The 16,949-nt window shown below is 70.2% G+C and carries 14 protein-coding genes; 10 read left to right on the top strand and 4 right to left on the bottom strand.

Annotated elements, in window-relative coordinates:
• Positions 1–202: 202 nt before the first annotated feature.
• On the bottom strand, positions 203–1,081 hold the full coding sequence (gene tsf / locus ACZ5Z2_RS12810; protein ID WP_464758975.1) for a translation elongation factor Ts: 879 nt from the start codon (positions 1,079–1,081) through the stop codon (positions 203–205).
• Positions 1,082–1,185: 104 nt separating this feature from the next.
• Positions 1,186–2,052: a 30S ribosomal protein S2 gene (gene rpsB, locus ACZ5Z2_RS12805; protein ID WP_464758974.1), complete on the bottom strand. Its 867-nt coding sequence runs from the start codon at positions 2,050–2,052 to the stop codon at positions 1,186–1,188.
• Between the two features lie 315 nt (positions 2,053–2,367).
• On the opposite strand from rpsB, the gene map reads away from it, so the two are divergent.
• Both map and glnD read left to right on the top strand, forming a co-directional pair.
• The gene (map, locus tag ACZ5Z2_RS12800; protein WP_464758973.1) at positions 2,368–3,132 is read left to right on the top strand and encodes a type I methionyl aminopeptidase; all 765 of its coding nucleotides are present in this window, start codon (positions 2,368–2,370) and stop codon (positions 3,130–3,132) included.
• A gap of 165 nt (positions 3,133–3,297) precedes the next feature.
• Positions 3,298–5,922, top strand: a complete 2,625-nt coding sequence (gene glnD, locus ACZ5Z2_RS12795) for a [protein-PII] uridylyltransferase (protein ID WP_464758972.1) — start codon at positions 3,298–3,300, stop codon at positions 5,920–5,922.
• 54 nt (positions 5,923–5,976) lie between these two features.
• On the opposite strand, the gene ACZ5Z2_RS12790 is transcribed toward glnD, so the two are convergent.
• A complete protein-coding gene (locus ACZ5Z2_RS12790) occupies positions 5,977–7,098 on the bottom strand; it encodes an HD-GYP domain-containing protein (RefSeq protein ID WP_464758970.1) in 1,122 nt (373 codons plus the stop codon).
• Positions 7,099–7,138: 40 nt separating this feature from the next.
• Positions 7,139–10,228 carry a ligand-binding sensor domain-containing diguanylate cyclase gene (locus tag ACZ5Z2_RS12785; RefSeq protein ID WP_464758969.1) on the bottom strand — a complete coding sequence of 1,030 codons (3,090 nt, stop codon included), beginning with the start codon at positions 10,226–10,228 and terminating at the stop codon, positions 7,139–7,141.
• A gap of 280 nt (positions 10,229–10,508) precedes the next feature.
• Here ACZ5Z2_RS12785 and dapD point away from each other — a divergent pair, with 280 nt between their 5' ends.
• The 8 genes from dapD to ACZ5Z2_RS12745 are packed head-to-tail and all read left to right on the top strand — an operon-like array spanning position 10,509 to position 16,946.
• Positions 10,509–11,336, top strand: a complete 828-nt coding sequence (gene dapD / locus ACZ5Z2_RS12780; RefSeq protein ID WP_464758968.1) for a 2,3,4,5-tetrahydropyridine-2,6-dicarboxylate N-succinyltransferase — start codon at positions 10,509–10,511, stop codon at positions 11,334–11,336.
• Positions 11,333–11,689: a Spx/MgsR family RNA polymerase-binding regulatory protein gene (locus tag ACZ5Z2_RS12775; RefSeq protein WP_464758967.1), complete on the top strand. Its 357-nt coding sequence runs from the start codon at positions 11,333–11,335 to the stop codon at positions 11,687–11,689. Before dapD ends, ACZ5Z2_RS12775 begins: the two co-directional genes overlap by 4 nt.
• A gap of 3 nt (positions 11,690–11,692) precedes the next feature.
• Positions 11,693–12,190 carry a DUF2165 family protein gene (locus tag ACZ5Z2_RS12770; protein WP_464758966.1) on the top strand — a complete coding sequence of 166 codons (498 nt, stop codon included), beginning with the start codon at positions 11,693–11,695 and terminating at the stop codon, positions 12,188–12,190.
• 4 nt (positions 12,191–12,194) lie between these two features.
• Positions 12,195–13,259, top strand: coding sequence for a VIT1/CCC1 transporter family protein (locus tag ACZ5Z2_RS12765; protein WP_464758965.1), 1,065 nt, complete (start codon positions 12,195–12,197; stop codon positions 13,257–13,259).
• A gap of 52 nt (positions 13,260–13,311) precedes the next feature.
• Positions 13,312–14,463 (top strand): succinyl-diaminopimelate desuccinylase, encoded by a 1,152-nt coding sequence (gene dapE / locus ACZ5Z2_RS12760; protein ID WP_464758964.1) that lies wholly within the window; start codon positions 13,312–13,314, stop codon positions 14,461–14,463.
• Between the two features lie 17 nt (positions 14,464–14,480).
• Entirely contained in the window at positions 14,481–15,113 is a 633-nt protein-coding gene (locus ACZ5Z2_RS12755) for an MAPEG family protein (RefSeq protein WP_464758963.1), read from the top strand.
• A 54-nt stretch (positions 15,114–15,167) separates the two neighbouring features.
• Entirely contained in the window at positions 15,168–16,544 is a 1,377-nt protein-coding gene (locus ACZ5Z2_RS12750; RefSeq protein ID WP_464758962.1) for an MBL fold metallo-hydrolase, read from the top strand.
• Between the two features lie 15 nt (positions 16,545–16,559).
• Positions 16,560–16,946 (top strand): DUF3224 domain-containing protein, encoded by a 387-nt coding sequence (locus ACZ5Z2_RS12745; RefSeq protein ID WP_464758961.1) that lies wholly within the window; start codon positions 16,560–16,562, stop codon positions 16,944–16,946.
• Positions 16,947–16,949 lie beyond the last annotated feature (3 nt).

Here is a 16,949-nt window from a genome sequence, read left to right as displayed (position 1 = left end):
GTGCGCTCCGGGCATGAAAAAGCCGCGGATGTCCGCGGCTTTTTTTGTGCTCTTTGCTCTTTGGAAGACCAGAGCCAGAGCGCCGTGCCTGAGGTCAAAAAAGGGGCTCCTGCCCCTTTTTTGACTCGCCTGATTCGCTGGGCGAATCAGGCTCCGCTGCGCGGGCGCCCATCCGTGGGCGCGAGGCGCGCAAGCGCGCCTCTTAGCCCTGCATCGCCTTGGCGACTTCGGCCAGGTAGTCTTCCTGCACCTTCTCGATGCCTTCGCCCACGGCCAGGCGCACCACCGAGACCACGTCGGCGCCTTCCTTCTTCAGCGCGTCGCCCACGGTGACGTTGGTGTCCAGCACGTAGGGCTGGCCGACGAGGGTGACTTCGGAGACGATCTTGTTGATCTTGCCCGAGACGATCTTCTCCAGGATGTCGGCCGGCTTGTTCTTTTCCTTGTCCGACATCGCGGCCAGCGCGATTTCCTTTTCCTTGGCGATGAAGTCGGCGGGGACGTCCTCGGCCTTCACGTAGGGCGGGTTCATCGCCGCCACGTGCATGGCGATGCCCTTGGCCAGCTCCTCGGAGCCGCCCTTGAGCGCCACGATCACGCCGATCTTGCCGCCGTGCGAGTAGGTGGCCAGCGGGCCGTCGTTCTCGACGCGCGCAGCGCGGCGCACTTCGATCTTCTCGCCGATGGTCGCGGTCTGCGCCTTGGCGGCTTCCTCGATGCTGGCGGAGCCAGGGAAGGCGGCGGCCTTCACGGCGTCGATGTCGCCGGCGCTGGCCTGCAGGGCGGCCTCGGCAACGGCGTTGGTGAACTCGATGAAGTTCGGCGCCTTGGCGACGAAATCGGTCTCGCTGTTGACCTCGACCAGCACGGCCTTGCCGCCGGCCTGGGCGGCGGCGATGCGGCCCTCGGCGGCGATGCGGTCGGCCTTCTTCTCGGCCTTGACCATGCCGGTCTTGCGCAGCCACTCCATCGCGGCGTCGATGTCGCCGTTGTTCTCGACCAGCGCCTTCTTGCACTCCATCATGCCGGCGCCGGAACGCTCGCGCAGTTCCTTGACGAGTTGGGCGGAGATATTGCTCATCGGTATTCCTCGAATGCTTGAGGCGTCGTGACGGTTCGCGCCACGACGCCGGGATGGGCCTTGTCGTTGTCGCTGCGACGGCGGTTGCCCGCCGTCACACCGCCTTACTTGGCGTCGCGCGGGGCGCGGCCTTCGCGGCCACCGTCACGGCGCGGCGCGCCGGCACCCTTGCGCGGGGCGGCATCGCGATCGCGGCGCGGGGCGGCCTTGCGCTCGGCCTTGGCGACCGGGTTGCCTTCCTCGTCCAGTTCGACGAACTCGTCGGCGTCGCCCTGGGCGGCGGCCGGCGCGGCGGCCTTGCCTTCCAGGATCGAGTCGGCGGCGGCGCGGGCGTACAGCTGGATCGCGCGGATCGCGTCGTCGTTGCCGGGGATCGCGTAGTCCACCAGCTCCGGGTTGTAGTTGGTGTCGACCACCGCCACCACCGGGATGCCCAGCTTGCGGGCTTCCTGCACGGCGATGTCCTCGTGGCCGATGTCGATCACGAACAGCGCGTCGGGCAGGCGGTTCATGTTCTTGATGCCGCCCAGCGAGTTCTCGAGCTTCTCGCGCTCGCGGCGGCGGGCCAGCACTTCGTGCTTGACCAGCTTGTCGAAGCTGCCGTCGGTCTCGGCCGCTTCCAGCTCCTTGAGCTTGGCCACCGACTGCTTCACGGTGCGGAAGTTGGTGAGCATGCCGCCCAGCCAGCGCGCGGTGACGAAGGGCATGCCGGCGCGGCTGGCTTCCTCGGCCAGCGCCTCGCGGGCGGAGCGCTTGGTGCCCACGAACAGGATGGTGCCGCGCTTCTGCGCCAGGCCCGACAGGAAGTTCATCGCGTCGGTGAACAGCGGCAGGGTCTTCTCGAGGTTGATGATGTGGATCTTGCCGCGGGCGCCGAAGATGTACGGGCCCATCTTCGGATTCCAGTAACGGGTCTGGTGACCGAAATGCACGCCGGCTTCGAGCATTTCGCGCATGGTGACTTGAGCCATGGTGTAACTCCTGAACGTTGGGCCTTTTCGTGTGGCCCGGGGGTTGGAACCTCCACGCATCCCCGGCTTCGACCGCGGCAGCGAACGCTGCGCGCGGCACCCCGAAGAACGGTGCCGATGCGTGTGTGGCGTTGGGTTTGGGATGCTGCCGCGACGCGGTTACAATCCCGTTTCGCCTTGCAGTTCGGCCGCTCGAAAGCCTCGATGACGGTCTGCAAAACTGTGAGATTGTAGCCGGTACGCCGGCGCGGCGGCAAGTTGCCTGCGGATGCCGGCTTGATCGGTACGCGCGGCGCCGCCATCTGGGTTCCCACTATGGCAATCACGCTGAAATCCCCGAAAGACCTCGAAGGCATGCGCGAGGCCGGCAAGCTGGCCGCCGAAGTGCTGGCCATGCTCAAGGAGCACGTCAAGCCCGGCGTCACCACCGAGGAGCTGGATCGGCTGGCCTACGAGCACATCGTCAACGTGCAGAAGGCGGTGCCGGCCAACGTGGGCTACCACGGCTTCCCCAAGACGCTGTGCACCTCGGTCAACCACGTGATCTGCCACGGCATCCCCAGCCCCGGCAAGGTGCTGAAGGACGGCGACATCGTCAACCTCGACGTCACCGTCATCAAGGACGGCTGGCACGGCGACACCAGCCGCATGTACTACGTGGGCACGCCCTCGGTGCTGGCCAAGCGGCTGGTGGAGACCACCCACGAGGCGATGATGCGCGGCATCCGCGCGGTGCGTCCCGGCGCCACCCTGGGCGACGTCGGCCACGCGATCCAGCAGCACGCCGAGGCGGCGGGCTTCTCCATCGTGCGCGAGTACTGCGGCCACGGCATCGGCAAGGTCTACCACGACGAGCCGCAGGTGCTGCACTACGGCAAGCCCGGCGCCGGCGTGGAGCTGAAGGAGGGCATGACCTTCACCGTGGAGCCGATGGTCAATGCCGGCAAGCCGCACACCAAGCAGCTGCCGGACGGCTGGACCGTGGTGACCAAGGATCACTCGCTCTCCGCGCAGTGGGAGCACACCATCGCGGTCACCGCCGACGGCTTCGAGATCCTTACGCCCTGGCCGGATGCCTGAGCGCTTACGGTAAAGAGCCTCGAACAGCCCGGTTGCCCGTGCGTCATCCCGGCGAAGGCCCGAGGCGCTTTACAACAGCGAAGCTGGTCATCCAGGGCCTTTGACTTCCCAGGCCGGGCGGCATGGCAGACTGGCGATTCCCTCCCGCCGCATCGAATTCCGCCGATGAGTATCGTGCTTCCACCGTTGCCGCGCCTGCCGCCGGCCGTGCCGCGTTCGGGCGTGTCCGCCGACGCGCGGCGTGCCCTGCGGCAGTTGCTGGGCGACGTGGATCGCGACCTGGCGACCGCGTTCCGCGAGGGCGCCGATGCCAGCGCGCTGGCGCGGCGGCGCGCCGAGGCGGTGGCGCGCATCGTGGTGCACGTGTGGACGGCCTGCCTCGGCGAGGTGAGCGGCGCGGCGCTGTTCGCGGTGGGCGGTTTCGGCCGCGGCCTGTTGTTCCCGCATTCCGACGTGGATCTGCTGGTGCTGGCCGAGCGCCCCGAGCCGGCGCGGCTGCGCGCGTTGGAGCAGTGCTTCGCCACGCTGTGGGACGTGGGCCTCAAGGTGGGTCACGCGGTGCGCGAGCCGGCGCAGTGCCGCGCCCTGGCCGCCGAGGACGCCAGCGTGTTCACCAGCCTGCTCGACGCGCAGTGGATGGCGGGCGATGCGGCGCTGGAAGGCACGCTGCGCGCCATCGTGGACGATCCCGCGTTGTGGCCGCCGCGCGACTACCTCGCCGCGCGCCTGGCCGAGCGCGATGCCCGGCACGCGCGCCACAACGACACCTCCAGCAACCTCGAACCCAACCTCAAGGACGGCCCCGGTGGCTTGCGCACGCTGGATTCGCTGCGCTGGCTGGGGCGCAGGCTCGCGCATGCCGGCGGCTTCGAGGCGATGCAGGACGCGGGCCTGCTCGATCCCGCCGAGCGCGCCAGCCTGTGCGAGGCCGAAACCACGCTGCGGCGCTACCGCTGGGCGTTGCACCAGGAAGCTGGCCGGCCGGAGGAGCGCCTGCTGTTCGACTACCAGCGCGCGCTCGCGGTGCGACTTGGCTTCGAGGACGAGCACGAGAAGAACCTCGGCGTCGAGCAGTTCATGCAGGGCTATTACCGCGCGGCCAGCCAGGTGGAGCGGCTGGGCGTGCAGATCGCCGAGCGTTTCGTCGAACTGCTGGAGCCCGCGGGCGAGGCGACGCCGGTGGGCGAGGACTTCGTGCGCCACGGCACCCGCCTGGCTGCACGCGATCCCGAACTGTTCGCGCGGCGCCCGGCGGCGCTGGTGGAAATCTTCATCGCGCGGCTGGACGAGCCGGGCCTGATCGGCTTCTCCGCCGACACCATGCGGCGCATCCACCAGGCCACCGCGCAGCACGACGGCAGGCTGGCCGACGATCCCGCGGTGCTGGCCGCCTTCCTGCGCCTGCTCAAGCGCGGCGCGCCGGCGGTGGACGCGCTGTGGCGGATGAACCGGCACGGCCTGCTCGCCGCCATCCTGCCGGCGTTCGGCAAGGTGTTCGGGCGCATGCAGTACGACCTGTTCCACGTCTACACCGTGGACGAGCACACGCTGCGCGTGCTGCGCCAGATGGCGCGCTTCGCCGATCCCGAGGCGCGCCGCGAATTCCCCGTGGCCTGCGACGTCTGGGCCAGCCTGGCCCAGCCGGAGCTGATGCTGCTGGCCGGCCTGTTCCACGACATCGCCAAGGGCCGCGGCGGCGACCATTCCGTGCTGGGCGAGGACGATGCGCGCGCGTTCTGCGCCAGGCTGGGCCTGCCCGCCGCCGACGGCGAGCGCGTGGCGTGGCTGGTGCGCTGGCATCTGCTGATGAGCACCACCGCGCAGCGGCAGGACATCACCGATCCCGACGTGGTGCGCAAGTTCGCCGACGCCGTGGGCGACCGCGAGCGGCTGGGGCGGCTGTACCTGCTCACCGTGGCCGACATCATCGGCACCAGCCCCAAGCTGTGGAACGGCTGGAAGGATCGCCTGCTGGCCGACCTCTACGCCGCCGCGCGGCAGGCGCTGCGCAGCGACACCCGGCCGGGCCACGATGCCGCGGCGCGCATCGATGCCTGCCGCGCGCAGGCGCTGATCCTGCTGCAGGACGAGGGCATCGCCGCGGAGGCGGCCGAGCGCGCGTGGGCCACGTTCCCGCCATCCAGCTTCCTGCGCCATCGCCCCGAGCAGATCGCCTGGCAGACCGCGGCCATCGTGCGCGCGGACGGCGCGTGGCCGCTGGTCGCGGTGCATCCGCTCTCGGTGCGCGGCAGCACCGAGCTGTTCGTCTGCACGCCCGACCGCGACGGCCTGTTCGCCAGCGTCACCGCGATGCTGGATCGGCTGCACTTCTCGGTGGTGGAGGCGCGCGTGCTCAACTCCAGCGCCGGCATGGCGATGGACACCTTCCTGTTGCTGGAGGCGGACGGCCAGCAACCGGCCAGCGCGGATCGCGCGGAAGAACTGCGCCAGCGCATGCAGCGCGCGCTGGCGCAGGGCGGGCAGATCCTGCCGCCCCGGCGCAGCATGTCGCGCCATTTGAAGCACTTCCAGATGCCGCCGCGCATCGACTTCCGCCAGGCGGGCGACGCCCGCACGCGCATGGCGCTGGTGTGCAGCGACCGCCCCGGCCTGCTGGCCGCGGTGGCGCAGGTGCTGGTGGCCTGCGACGCGCGCGTGCACGACGCCCGCATCGCCACCTTCGGCGAGCGCGTGGAGGATTTCTTCCAGCTCACCGACCGCAGCGATGCGCCGCTCGGCGAAGCGCAGCAGCAGCACCTGCGGCAGGCCTTGCTGGCGCGCTTGGGGTAGCCGTTCACGGGTTCCGGGCGCCGTGTGCCGGAGGTGGAGAACAGCGACGCGCCCTCAATCCACCGCGTCGGCGCCCCACAGCGCCTCCATGCTCACGGCGATGCCGAGCTGCCACAGGTTCACCACTTCGACGATGGTGTGCGCGTCCACGTCGCCGCTGCGGCGGATCGGCGAGGTCAGGCGCAGGCCGTTGTGCGTGGTGAGCGAGGCCACCACCGGCTGGTGGCCGCTGGCGCCGCGCTGGATCACCACGGCGAGCGAGCCGTTGCGCAGGCGCACGCCGGTGCCGGGCGGGTAGATGCCCAGGGTCTTGATGAACACCCTGGCCAGATCCACGTCCAGCGCCGCGCCTTCGTTGAGGAACATCCAGCGCAGTGCCTGCGTGGACTGCAGTGGCGGGCGGTAGTCGCGGCCGGCGACGCGCGCGCAGTACACGTCGGCCAGCGCCAGCAGGCGCGCCGGCCGGTTGATTTCCGCGGCGTGCTTGCCGGCGGGATAGCCGCTGCCGTCGGTGCGCTCGTGGTGGTCGCGTACGGCCTCCAGCCAGCGCTCGTCGGCCACGCCGAGTTCGCGCAGGCGCGCCATGCCGGTTTCGCAGTGCGCGTGCACCGCCGCCTGCTGGGCCTCGGTCAGCGGCGCGCTGCGCGCGACCAGCGCGTCGTGCAGGGCAAACATGCCGATGTTCATGGTCAGCGCGGCCGAGACGGTGGCGATGGATTCGTCGGGCTCCAGTTCGAGCGCCGCCCCGATGATCTGGCAGGCGATGGCGGCGTTCACCGCGTGGCGGCTGCTGTACGGCCCTTCGGTGCGCAACAGCATGCTCGCCAGCGTCACGTCGGGATTCGTCCGGCAGGCTTCGCGCACCTGCGCGGCAATGCCGGCCAGCGCCATCGGGAAGTCCGCCGGCGCGGGATCGGCCAGCAGCGCGTGCAGCCGCCGTCGCGCGTCCAGCACGCGGGCCAGCGGTGACAGTTCCGCCAGCTGCGGCGGCAGCGGGCTGCGGCACTCCTCGTCGGAACCGTAGAACAGGCCGTGCTGCAGCAGCATGTCGCGCTGGGCCTCGGTGTGGACGACCTGGCCGTAGCTCAGCAGCACGTTGCCCCGGGCATCGTAGGCATTGAAACGGATGGGGCGGCCGACGGTCAGTTCGGTCGCGTCGATGGAACGCCGCGGCACGGAGGCTCCTTGTGCGGGACGAAGATGGCCCGGAATGCGTTCACTTCATAGCTTCCGGCGGTTTTGCGCAAGTCCACGACGCCGCCACGGGCAGCGCCCCCGGCTCGGGCAGGCGGGACAGCGCCTCGCGCAGCACATCGGTCACGTTGCCTGCCGGCGGCGGCGTGGTCACCGGCGGCACGCCGGCCCAGGCGTTGCGGCCGTGCCGCTTCGCCGCGTACAGGCATTCGTCGGCGACGTTGACCACCTGCTCCCAGGTCAGCCGGTTGGGTGCGCTGGCGAAGAACGGGTAGCTGGCGAAGCCGATCGAGCAGCTGAGGCGCAGGTTCCGGCCGTCGTCCAGCGCGAAGCGGTGGGCGGCCACCGCGGCGCGGATGCGTTCGGCGTACAGCGGCCCGGTGTCCGCCGCGGCGAAGCGCGCCACGATCAGGAACTCCTCGCCGCCATGGCGCACCGCGGTGTCCGATTCGCGCACCACCGACATCAGCACGTCGCGGAACTGCTGCAGCATGCGGTCGCCGGCGGCGTGGCCGTGGCTGTCGTTGATCTGCTTGAAGTGGTCGATGTCCACCATCAGGAACAGCAGGTGCATCTGCCGCCCCGGCCCGTACCGCCGGGCGGCGGCGAGGTCGTGTTCGATGTGGTCGTCGAGATAGCGCCGGTTCTTGAGGCCGGTGAGCGGATCGACGAAGACCTGCTGGGCGAGCGCCGCGTTGGCGTCGCGCAGCGCCTGGTTGGCCTGCGCCAGTTCGGCGGTGCGCCGGGACACCAGCATGGCCAGCGCGCGGTTGCGCTGGCGCAGCGCATGCAGGCGCCAGCGGATCAGCAGGCTCAGCAACAGCACGCCGCAGGCCGACCATGCCAGCCAGGCCCAGGCCGTGCGGTACCACGGAGGCAGTATGCGGAAGTCGAACGTGGCTTCGCGGCCCTCCTGGCCGTACACGTTGCGTGCGCGCACGTGGAAGCGGTAGAAGCCGTCGGGCAGGTTGGTGTAGTCGCGATAGGCGTCGCCGCGCCACGGCGACCAGCCGCGATCCAGCCCTTCCAGCCGCGTCTGGTACTGGTTGGCGCTGGCGCGCCCGTAGCTGGGCAGGGCGAACTCGAAGCGGATCGAGTTCTGCTCCCACGGAATCCCGGGCGTGCCTGCGTCCGCGCGGTTGCTGGCGAACGGCACGCGGCCATCCTGGCCGACGACCCTGCGCAGCAGGGTGCGCAGTTGCGCGTCCTGCGGAGTGGCACGCGTGGGCCGGTAGCGGAACAGGCCCTTGTCGCCGCCTATCCACACGTCGCCGTCGGCGTCGTCCAGGAAGGCGGACATGTCGATACCGGCCAGCGGCTGCAGCGGAACGGCCTGCCAGCGCCAGCCCTTGCCGTCGCGCACCGCATGGCCGATCTGCTTGGAGCCGCCTGTGATGGCGGCGTACATCCACAGCGAGCCGTCGCGATCCTGGTGCACCACGTCGATCTGCTGCGGGCCGTCGGGGAACAGGCTGGCGAACGCCGGGTCGGGGCTGAAGCGCGAAGTGGCCGCATCGAAGCGGTAGAGGCCGTGCGCGGTAATGAAGCGCAGCCTGCCGTCGATGGCGACCAGGTCGTTGCGCTCCGCCGGCAGGCCGGCGTCGGCGTCGTAGTGGTCGACCTTGACGGCACGCGCGTCCTGCGGCCCCTGCCAGTCCTGCGGCAGGCTCAGGCGGATCGCGCCGCCCACCCAGGGGCTGAGCCACACGTGGCCCGCCGAATCCTGCCGGATGGCGCGGATTTCCAGCGACACGCCGTCGATGAGGCCCTCGTCGACCCACTGGCTGCCCACGCGGCGCAAGGTGCCGATGCCGTTCGGGTACCCCACGAACACGCGCGACGGATCGCTGGTGGAGTGCCACAGGGAGAGCGCCGAGGGCGAAAGCGCATGCCGCCGGATCGCCAGCGCCTGCCGGAAGTCGCTGCCGGTGCCGACGAACACGCCGTCGTCGCAGGCCACCAGCAGCTGGCCGTCGACTTCGGCAAGATCCCAGATCGGCCCCGCCAATTGCGGCACCTTCTCGAAATGGGCGTCGGTGCCGGCCACCAGGCGATACAGGCCGTCGGTGGCGCCCACGTAGAGCGTGCCGGCATGGCGCTGCAGCACCAGCGCGTCGTCCGGCAGCCCGGAGCGTTCGCCGAAATGGGTCAGCGGCGAGCCCATGTCGATGCGTGCGATGCCGTTGCCCTCGGCCACCCACAGGCCGTGTTCGCGCCCCTGCATCAGGGCCATCATGGAGTTCGTGCTCAGCCCGCTGCTGCGCGTCAGCGTGCGCAGCAGGCGGCCCTGCGCATCCAGCACGAACAGTCCGCCATGCACCGTGGCCGCGACCAGCCGGCCGTCGGCCAGCCAGGTCGCGTCGTACAGCAGGGCCTTGCGGATCGCCGCGTCGGCTTCGGTGGGCCAGGGGCGCCACGTGCCGTCGTGGCGGATGAACCAGCCCTGCGTGCGCGTGCCCGCCAGCAGGTCGCCCGGTTGCGCGCCAGGCCCGCGCCACGGCAGCAGCGCGTAGACCTTCTCTTCGGCGAAGCGTGCGCCGTCGGGCGAAAGCACCAGCCGGTCGCCGTCCATCTGCAGCAGGCCACGCCCCGTCTCGCGCAGGTACAGCCGGCCATCGATCATGAAGCTGGTGTGGAACGTGGTGCCGGGTTTCCACACCTTCATCGCGCCGTTGCGGTAGCGGAACAGCCGCGTGACGGTGACGAAGTACACGCCGTCGGCCGTGGGATAGACGCTCCATACGTCGGCGAAATCGCGCTCGCCGGGCGGCAGCTTGTCCCGCAGCGAGACGAAGGCCAACTGGCCGGCGGCGTCCGGCTTTAGGTAGCCGAAGTCGCCCACCGTGCCCACGTAGATGCGGTCGTCCGCGCCCAGCGCCAGCGAGCGCACCGTGGCGTGGTTGGGCACCGGGATGCGTTGCCAGCGCGCGCCGTCGAAGCTCAGCACGTAGCCGTCGACGTTGCCCACGTAGAGCACGCCCTCGCGATCCTGCGCCAGCGCCCAGTTCTGCGCGGCGGCGCCGTACTCGCTCGGGGAGAAGTTGCGGATGTAGGGCAGGCCGGCGTCGTTGGGCGCCGTGCTGGCGGCGACGGCAGGGGCGGGCGCGGGCAAGACGGGCGCCGGATGGACGGGAGCGGCCAGCAGGCAAAGCGTGGCCAGCGCCAGCACACGGGCAGAGCGCGTGCGGCGTCGGACTGGCTTGTCTACGACAGTGCCCGATCCATCCATCGCATCCTCACGGCAGGCGGCGCACCGCGCCGGCTCTCTTCGCGGGGTTTATCGGCCAGCCGGCATGAAGCTTGAGTGAGCGGGCCGGGCCGGCGGTTTCGCCGCGCGGCGCGGACGGGCACAATGGGGCGTTCCCCATCGACGATTTGGACGTCCATTTGCCATGACCAGCCTCGAACACCTGATCGACGACGCCTTCGGGCGCCGCAACGAACTGACCCAGAGCGAGATCGAAACCCACCTGCGTCCTGCGGTGGAACAGGCGCTGGGCCTGCTCGAATCCGGCGAACTGCGCGTGGCCGAGCCGGACGGGCAGGGCGGCTGGAAGGTCAACCAGTGGCTGAAGAAGGCGGTGCTGCTGTACTTCCGCATCAACGGCAACCGCGTGGTGGACGGCGGTTCGGCGCTGGCCTTCGACAAGGTGCCGCTGCGCTTCGCCCACGGCGACGACGCCGAGCTGCAGGGCCTGGGCGCGCGCGTGGTGCCCGGCGCGCTGGTGCGCCGCGGCGCGCACGTCGCCAGGGACGCGGTGCTGATGCCGAGCTACGTCAACATCGGCGCCTACGTGGGCGCGGGCACCATGGTCGACACCTGGGCCACGGTGGGCTCCTGCGCGCAGATCGGCGCGGGCGTGCATCTCTCCGGCGGCGTGGGCATCGGCGGCGTGCTGGAGCCGCTGCAGGCCAATCCCACCATCATCGAGGACGGCTGCTTCATCGGCGCGCGTTCGGAAGTGGTCGAGGGCGTGGTGGTGGAGCGGGGCAGCGTGATCGGCATGGGCGTGTTTTTGGGCCAGTCCACCCGCATCTACAACCGCGCCACCGGCGAAGTCAGTTACGGACGCATCCCCGCCGGCAGCGTGGTGGTAGCCGGCAGCCTGCCCGCGAAGGATGGTTCGCACAGCCTGTACGCGGCGGTGATCGTGAAGCAGGTGGACGAGAAGACGCGCGGCAAGACCTCGATCAACGAACTGCTGCGGAGCGGCGAATGAGCGCGACCCTCTATGGCCTGACCACCTGCGACACCTGCCGCAAGGCGCGCAACTGGCTGGATCGCTTCGCCGTGCCGTACACCTTCGTGGACTACCGCGCCAACCCGGTGCCGGCGGCCACGCTGAAGGTATGGGCGCAGCAGCTTGGCGGTTGGGAGGCGATGGTCAACAAGTCCTCCACCACCTGGCGCAACCTGCTGCCGCAGCGCAAGAACCCCGGCAGCGATCCGGAGTGGACGCTGCTGCTGAAGGAATATCCCGCGCTGGTGCGCCGCCCGGTGGTGCTGAAGGAGGACGGCAGCGTCAGCGTGGGCTTCAGCGACAACGGCTTCAAGAAGCTGTTCGGCCGCTGACGGATGATCGTGCGCCTCTGCAAGATCGTGGTGCTGGCGGTGGTGGCGCTGTGGATCGCGCTGGTCGCCTTCGGCAACCTCAGCGACTACGGCAGCAACTGGCCGTTCGTGCAGCACGTGCTGGCGATGGACACGATCTTCCCCGACGCGCATATCCGCTACCGCGCCATCCGTTCGCCGCTGCTGCAGCATGCCGCCTATGCGCTGATCATCGCGGTCGAGTCGCTGGCCGCCACGCTTTGCGGGCTGGGCACGTGGCGGCTGTGGCGTGCGCGCCGCGCCACGGCCGCGGCGTTCCAGCGCGCCAAGCGCGTGGCCGTGCTGGGCCTGACCACCGGCGTGCTGCTGTGGCTGGGCGGCTTCGTGGCGGTCGGCGGCGAATGGTTCGGCATGTGGATGTCCAGCCAGTGGAACGGCATCGAAAGCGCATTTCGCTTCGCCATCGTGCTGCTGGCGATGCTGGTCTGGCTGGGCCAGCGCGACGACGAACTGGATGGCTGACGACATGCCTGACCACCGCACACGCCGCTACCGCATCAACCTGCGCATCGAGCGCGACAACGCCGCGTTGTACGCGCGGCTGGCCGGGCTGGCCACCGATCCGCGGCTGGCACGCGCGTACCGGCGGATCGCCGAGGGCGAGCAGGTCAACGCGGCGTTCTGGGAGTCGCGCCTGCGCGAGCAGGGCGCGGCCGTGCCACCGCCCCGCACCGGCATGCGCGTGCGTGTGCTGGGCTGGTTCGCGCGGGCCTTCGGCACCGAGTTCGTGATGCCCACCGTGGTGCGGCTGGAGCACGCCGACCACGACGCCACGCCGGTGGATCGCAGCGGCCACCGCGACCACTTCGTGCCACCGCACGCGCGTGCCGAGCGCGGCCACAGCCATCGCGCGCAGAGCGGCAACACGCTGCGCGCGGCGGTGCTGGGCGCCAACGACGGCCTGGTTTCCAACGTCAGCCTGGTGATGGGCATGGCCGGCGCCGCCGCCAGCGACCGCGCCGTGCTGCTGGCCGGGCTGGCCGGGCTGGTCGCCGGCGCCTGTTCGATGGCGCTGGGCGAGTGGCTCAGCGTGAACAGCTCGCGCGAGTTCTACCAGGCGCAGATCACCGAACGCGCCGAGCGCCTCGCGGTGGCGCCGGAGGACGGCGTGAGCCACATCGCCGGCATCTACCGCGAGAAAGGGCTGGGCCGCGCCCAGGCCGAGCACCTGGCCGAGCACCTCACCGAGACGCCGCGTGCCGCGCTGGATACCGTGGTGCGCGAAGACCTTGGCGTCGATCCCGCCGAACTGGGCGGTTCGGCATGGAGTGCGGCGGTATCTTCGTTCTGCCTGTTCGCGTTCGGCGCAGCGTTTCCGGTGGCGCCGTACCTGTTCCTGCACGGCCACACCGCGATGCTGGGCAGCATCGCGGCCACTGGCGTCGGCCTGGCGATCATCGGCACCGGCACCTCGCTGTTCACCGGGCGCGGCATGCTGTTCTCGATCGCGCGGCAGTTCGGCATCACCATCGCCGCGGCCGCGGTCACCTATTTCGTCGGGCACCTGCTGGGTGCGGTGGTCACTGGCTGAGCGTTGCGGGAGCACTGTTATGCTGCGGCATCGTTCCGGTTGATCCGCCACCATGTCCGAAGTGCTCGACCTTGCCTGCGAACTGATCCGCCGCCGCTCGGTGACGCCGGACGACGCCGGTTGCCAGGCGCTCCTGGCGGAGCGCCTGCAACGCGTGGGTTTCCGCATCGAGCATCTGCGGCATGGCGAAGTGGACAACCTGTGGGCCGTGCACGGCGACCATGCTTCATTGGAGCCGGGCCCGACGCTGGCCTTCCTCGGCCACACCGACGTGGTGCCTAGCGGGCCGGAAACGGCGTGGCAAAGCCCGCCGTTCGAGCCGATGGTTCGCGGCGGAAAGCTGTACGGCCGCGGCGCCGCCGACATGAAGGGTGCGGTGGCGGCGATGACGGTGGCGCTGGAGCGCTTCGTCGCGGCGCACCCGGATCACGCCGGCCGCGTGGCGCTGCTGCTCACCAGCGACGAGGAGGGCCCGACCAACCTCGACGGCGTGCGCAAAGTGGCCGATGGCTTCCGCGCCCGCGGCGAGCACATAACCTGGTGCGTGGTGGGCGAGCCGTCGGCGAAGGCGAAGCTCGGCGATCTGATCCGCGTGGGCCGGCGCGGCTCGCTCTCCGGCACGCTAACGGTGCGCGGCGTGCAGGGCCACGTGGCGTATCCCGAGAAGGCGCTGAACCCGATCCACGCCTTCGCGCCCGCGCTGGCGGAACTCGCCGCCGAGCGCTGGGACGAGGGCAACGCGGATTTCCCGCCTACCTCGTTCCAGGTGTCCAACCTCAACGCGGGCACCGGCGCCAACAACGTGATCCCGGGCGAACTCGTCGCGCTCATCAACTTCCGCTACTGCACCGCCAGCCGCGCCGAAGACCTGCGCGCGCGCGCCGAAGCGATCCTGCGCAAGCACGGGCTGGATTTCGCGCTGGACTGGAACCTTTCCGGCGAACCCTTCCTCACGCCGCCGGGCGGCAGGCTGCGCGAGACGGTGGTGGCCGTCTGCCGCGAGCTGTGCGGCACGGAACCGGAACAGAGCACCGGCGGCGGCACTTCGGACGGCCGCTTCATCGCGCCGCTGGGCGCGGAGGTGGTGGAGCTGGGGCCGGTCAACGCCACCATCCACAAGGTGGACGAGTGCGTGGACGTGGCCGAACTGGAACGCCTGCCGGCGCTATACCAGGCGATCTGCGAGCGCCTGCTCGCTGGCTGACCTGCCGGAGGTGACGCATGGCTGGTGCCGCCCCAACGCAATCGCCGCAAAGCACCGCCGCGCAGCGGCGCGTGCTGATGTCCGGCATGCTGGTCGCGCTGCCGCTGGCGCTGGCCATGTGGTTTGCGCTGTATGCATGGCTGCCGCCGCTGGCGGGCATGGAATCCATGGGGAACCGGCTGGCGTTTGCGCTCAAGTGCTGCTGCGTGGCGGTGCTGCTGTGCTTCTTCATGGGCATCGAGGCGGTGGCGCACCAGCGCCTCGATTCCGCGGCGATCGACCCGCTGCAGGGCGCCGAGTCGCCGCGCATGAAGGTGGATCTGCGCTACCTGCAGCACACGCTGGAGCAACTGCTGCTGTTCATTCCCGGCCTGCTGGGGCTGGCGCTGTACTGCACCAGTGGCCGCGAGATGCGCGCGGTGGCGGCCACCACGGTGGTGTGGATCGTGGCGCGCTACGTGTTCTGGATCGGCTACCACAAGGCACCGCGGTTCCGCGCGCCCGGCCTGGTCGGCATGCTGCAGAGCGCGCTGGTGCTGCTGTACGTGTGCGCCCGCTTCGGCTACGAGCTGGCCGGTCTGCCGGGTGCGCTGGTGCTGCTGGTGCTGTTCGCCGCCATCGAGGCACGGCTGAGCTGGCTCAGCCGCTGAATCGGTTTGACGCGAAGCAGCGTCAGGGTGAGGTCTTTCGAGGGGAGGCAAGTCATGCGTATCGAATTCCACGGCGCGGCGGGCGGCGAGGTCACCGGCTCCTGCCATCTGATCGAGGCGGCTGGCAAGCGCATCCTGTTCGATTGCGGCATGGTGCAGGGCAGCCGCGACGCGGAGGCGCGCAACGCCGAGCCGTTCGCGTTCGATCCCGCGTCCATTGACGCGCTGGTGGTCAGCCACGCGCACATCGACCACATTGGCCGCGTGCCGCTGCTGGTCAAGCGCGGCTTCAAGGGGCCGATCCATGCGCAGGCGGCCACCTGCGACCTGTTCCCCATCATGCTGCTCGACGCCGCCTCGCTGTCCGAGCGCAGCGCCGAGTTCGAGAACCGCGAGCGTGCGCCGGGCCAGCCGGAAATCGAGCCGCTCTACACCGCCGCCGACGTCGCCGCAGCGCAACGGCAATTGCACCCGCTGCCCTACGAGGCGGACACGGAGATACTCCCCGGAGTGACGCTGAGCCTGCACGAGGCGGGGCACATCCTCGGCTCGGCCATGCTGGAGCTGCGTGCGGATGGCCGCTCGATGCTGTTCACCGGCGACGTCGGCATGCGCGGCACGCCGATCCTGCGCGACCCCGCGCCGGCGCCGCGCACCGACCTGATCCTGATGGAATCCACCTACGGCGACCGCAACCACAAGGATCGCGCCGCCACCGTGGCCGAGCTGGGGCAGATCCTCGCCGCGGCGCGCGCCGACGGCGGCAACGTGGTGATCCCCGCGTTCGCGGTGGGGCGCAGCCAGGAGCTGCTGTACTGGTTCGCCGAGCACTTCGATGACTGGAACCTCGCGCAGTGGTCGATCTTCCTCGACAGCCCGATGGCGGCCAAGGTGATGGCGGTCTACGATCAGCACGAGGAACTGTTCGACGCCGAGGCGGCGGCGGTGTGGCGCGGTCGCATCAAGCCCTTCCACCTGCCGAACCTGCGCGTGGCCGCGAGCGTGGACGACAGCAAGGCGATCAACCGCATCCACGGCGGCGCCATCATCATCGCGGGCTCCGGCATGGCCAACGGCGGGCGCGTGCGGCATCACCTCGCGAACAATCTCGGCAATGCGCGCAACCACGTGATCTTCGTGGGCTATCAGGCCGCCGGCACGCCGGGGCGATTGCTGGTCAATGGCGTGCCACGCGTGCACCTGTTTGGCAACGACATCAGCGTGCGCGCGCGGATCCACACCGTCGGCGGCCTCTCTGCGCATGCCGACCAGCAGGCCCTGCTGGAATGGTACGGCGCCAGCCCCAACCATCCGCCGGTGGCGCTGGCGCATGGCGAGAACCCTGCACGGGAGGCGCTGGCGGCAGCGTTGAAGCAACGCTACGGCGTCGAGGTGACCTTGTCACAGCCGGGCATGCAGCTCGACGTTTGAACAGGAGAAGCATCCATGCAAGCCACCGGCACGTTCACGGTGAAACTGGAACCGCAATCGCCTGCCCATGCCGACAGCGGCCTGGGCCGCATGGCCATCGACAAGCAGTTCGGCGGCGACCTCGAGGCGCACAGCCTCGGCGAAATGCTGGCGTTCCGCAGCGCGGTGGACGGCTCGGCGGGCTACGTGGCGATGGAGCGCGTGGCCGGCACGCTGCACGGCCGGCGTGGCGCCTTCGTGCTGCAGCACTCGGGCACGATGGATCGCGGCGCGTCCACGCTCATCGTGAGCGTGGTACCGGATTCGGGCACGGAGGAACTGGCGGGGCTGGCCGGCACGCTGGCCATCCACATCGATGCGCAGGGCGGGCACAGCTACACGTTCGACTACCGGTTGCCCTGACGC

The organism is Rhodanobacter sp. G1 (assembly GCF_055397855.1).
The sequence above is the reverse complement of the archived record's forward strand: the minus strand, read 5'-3'. Positions and strand labels throughout refer to the sequence as shown.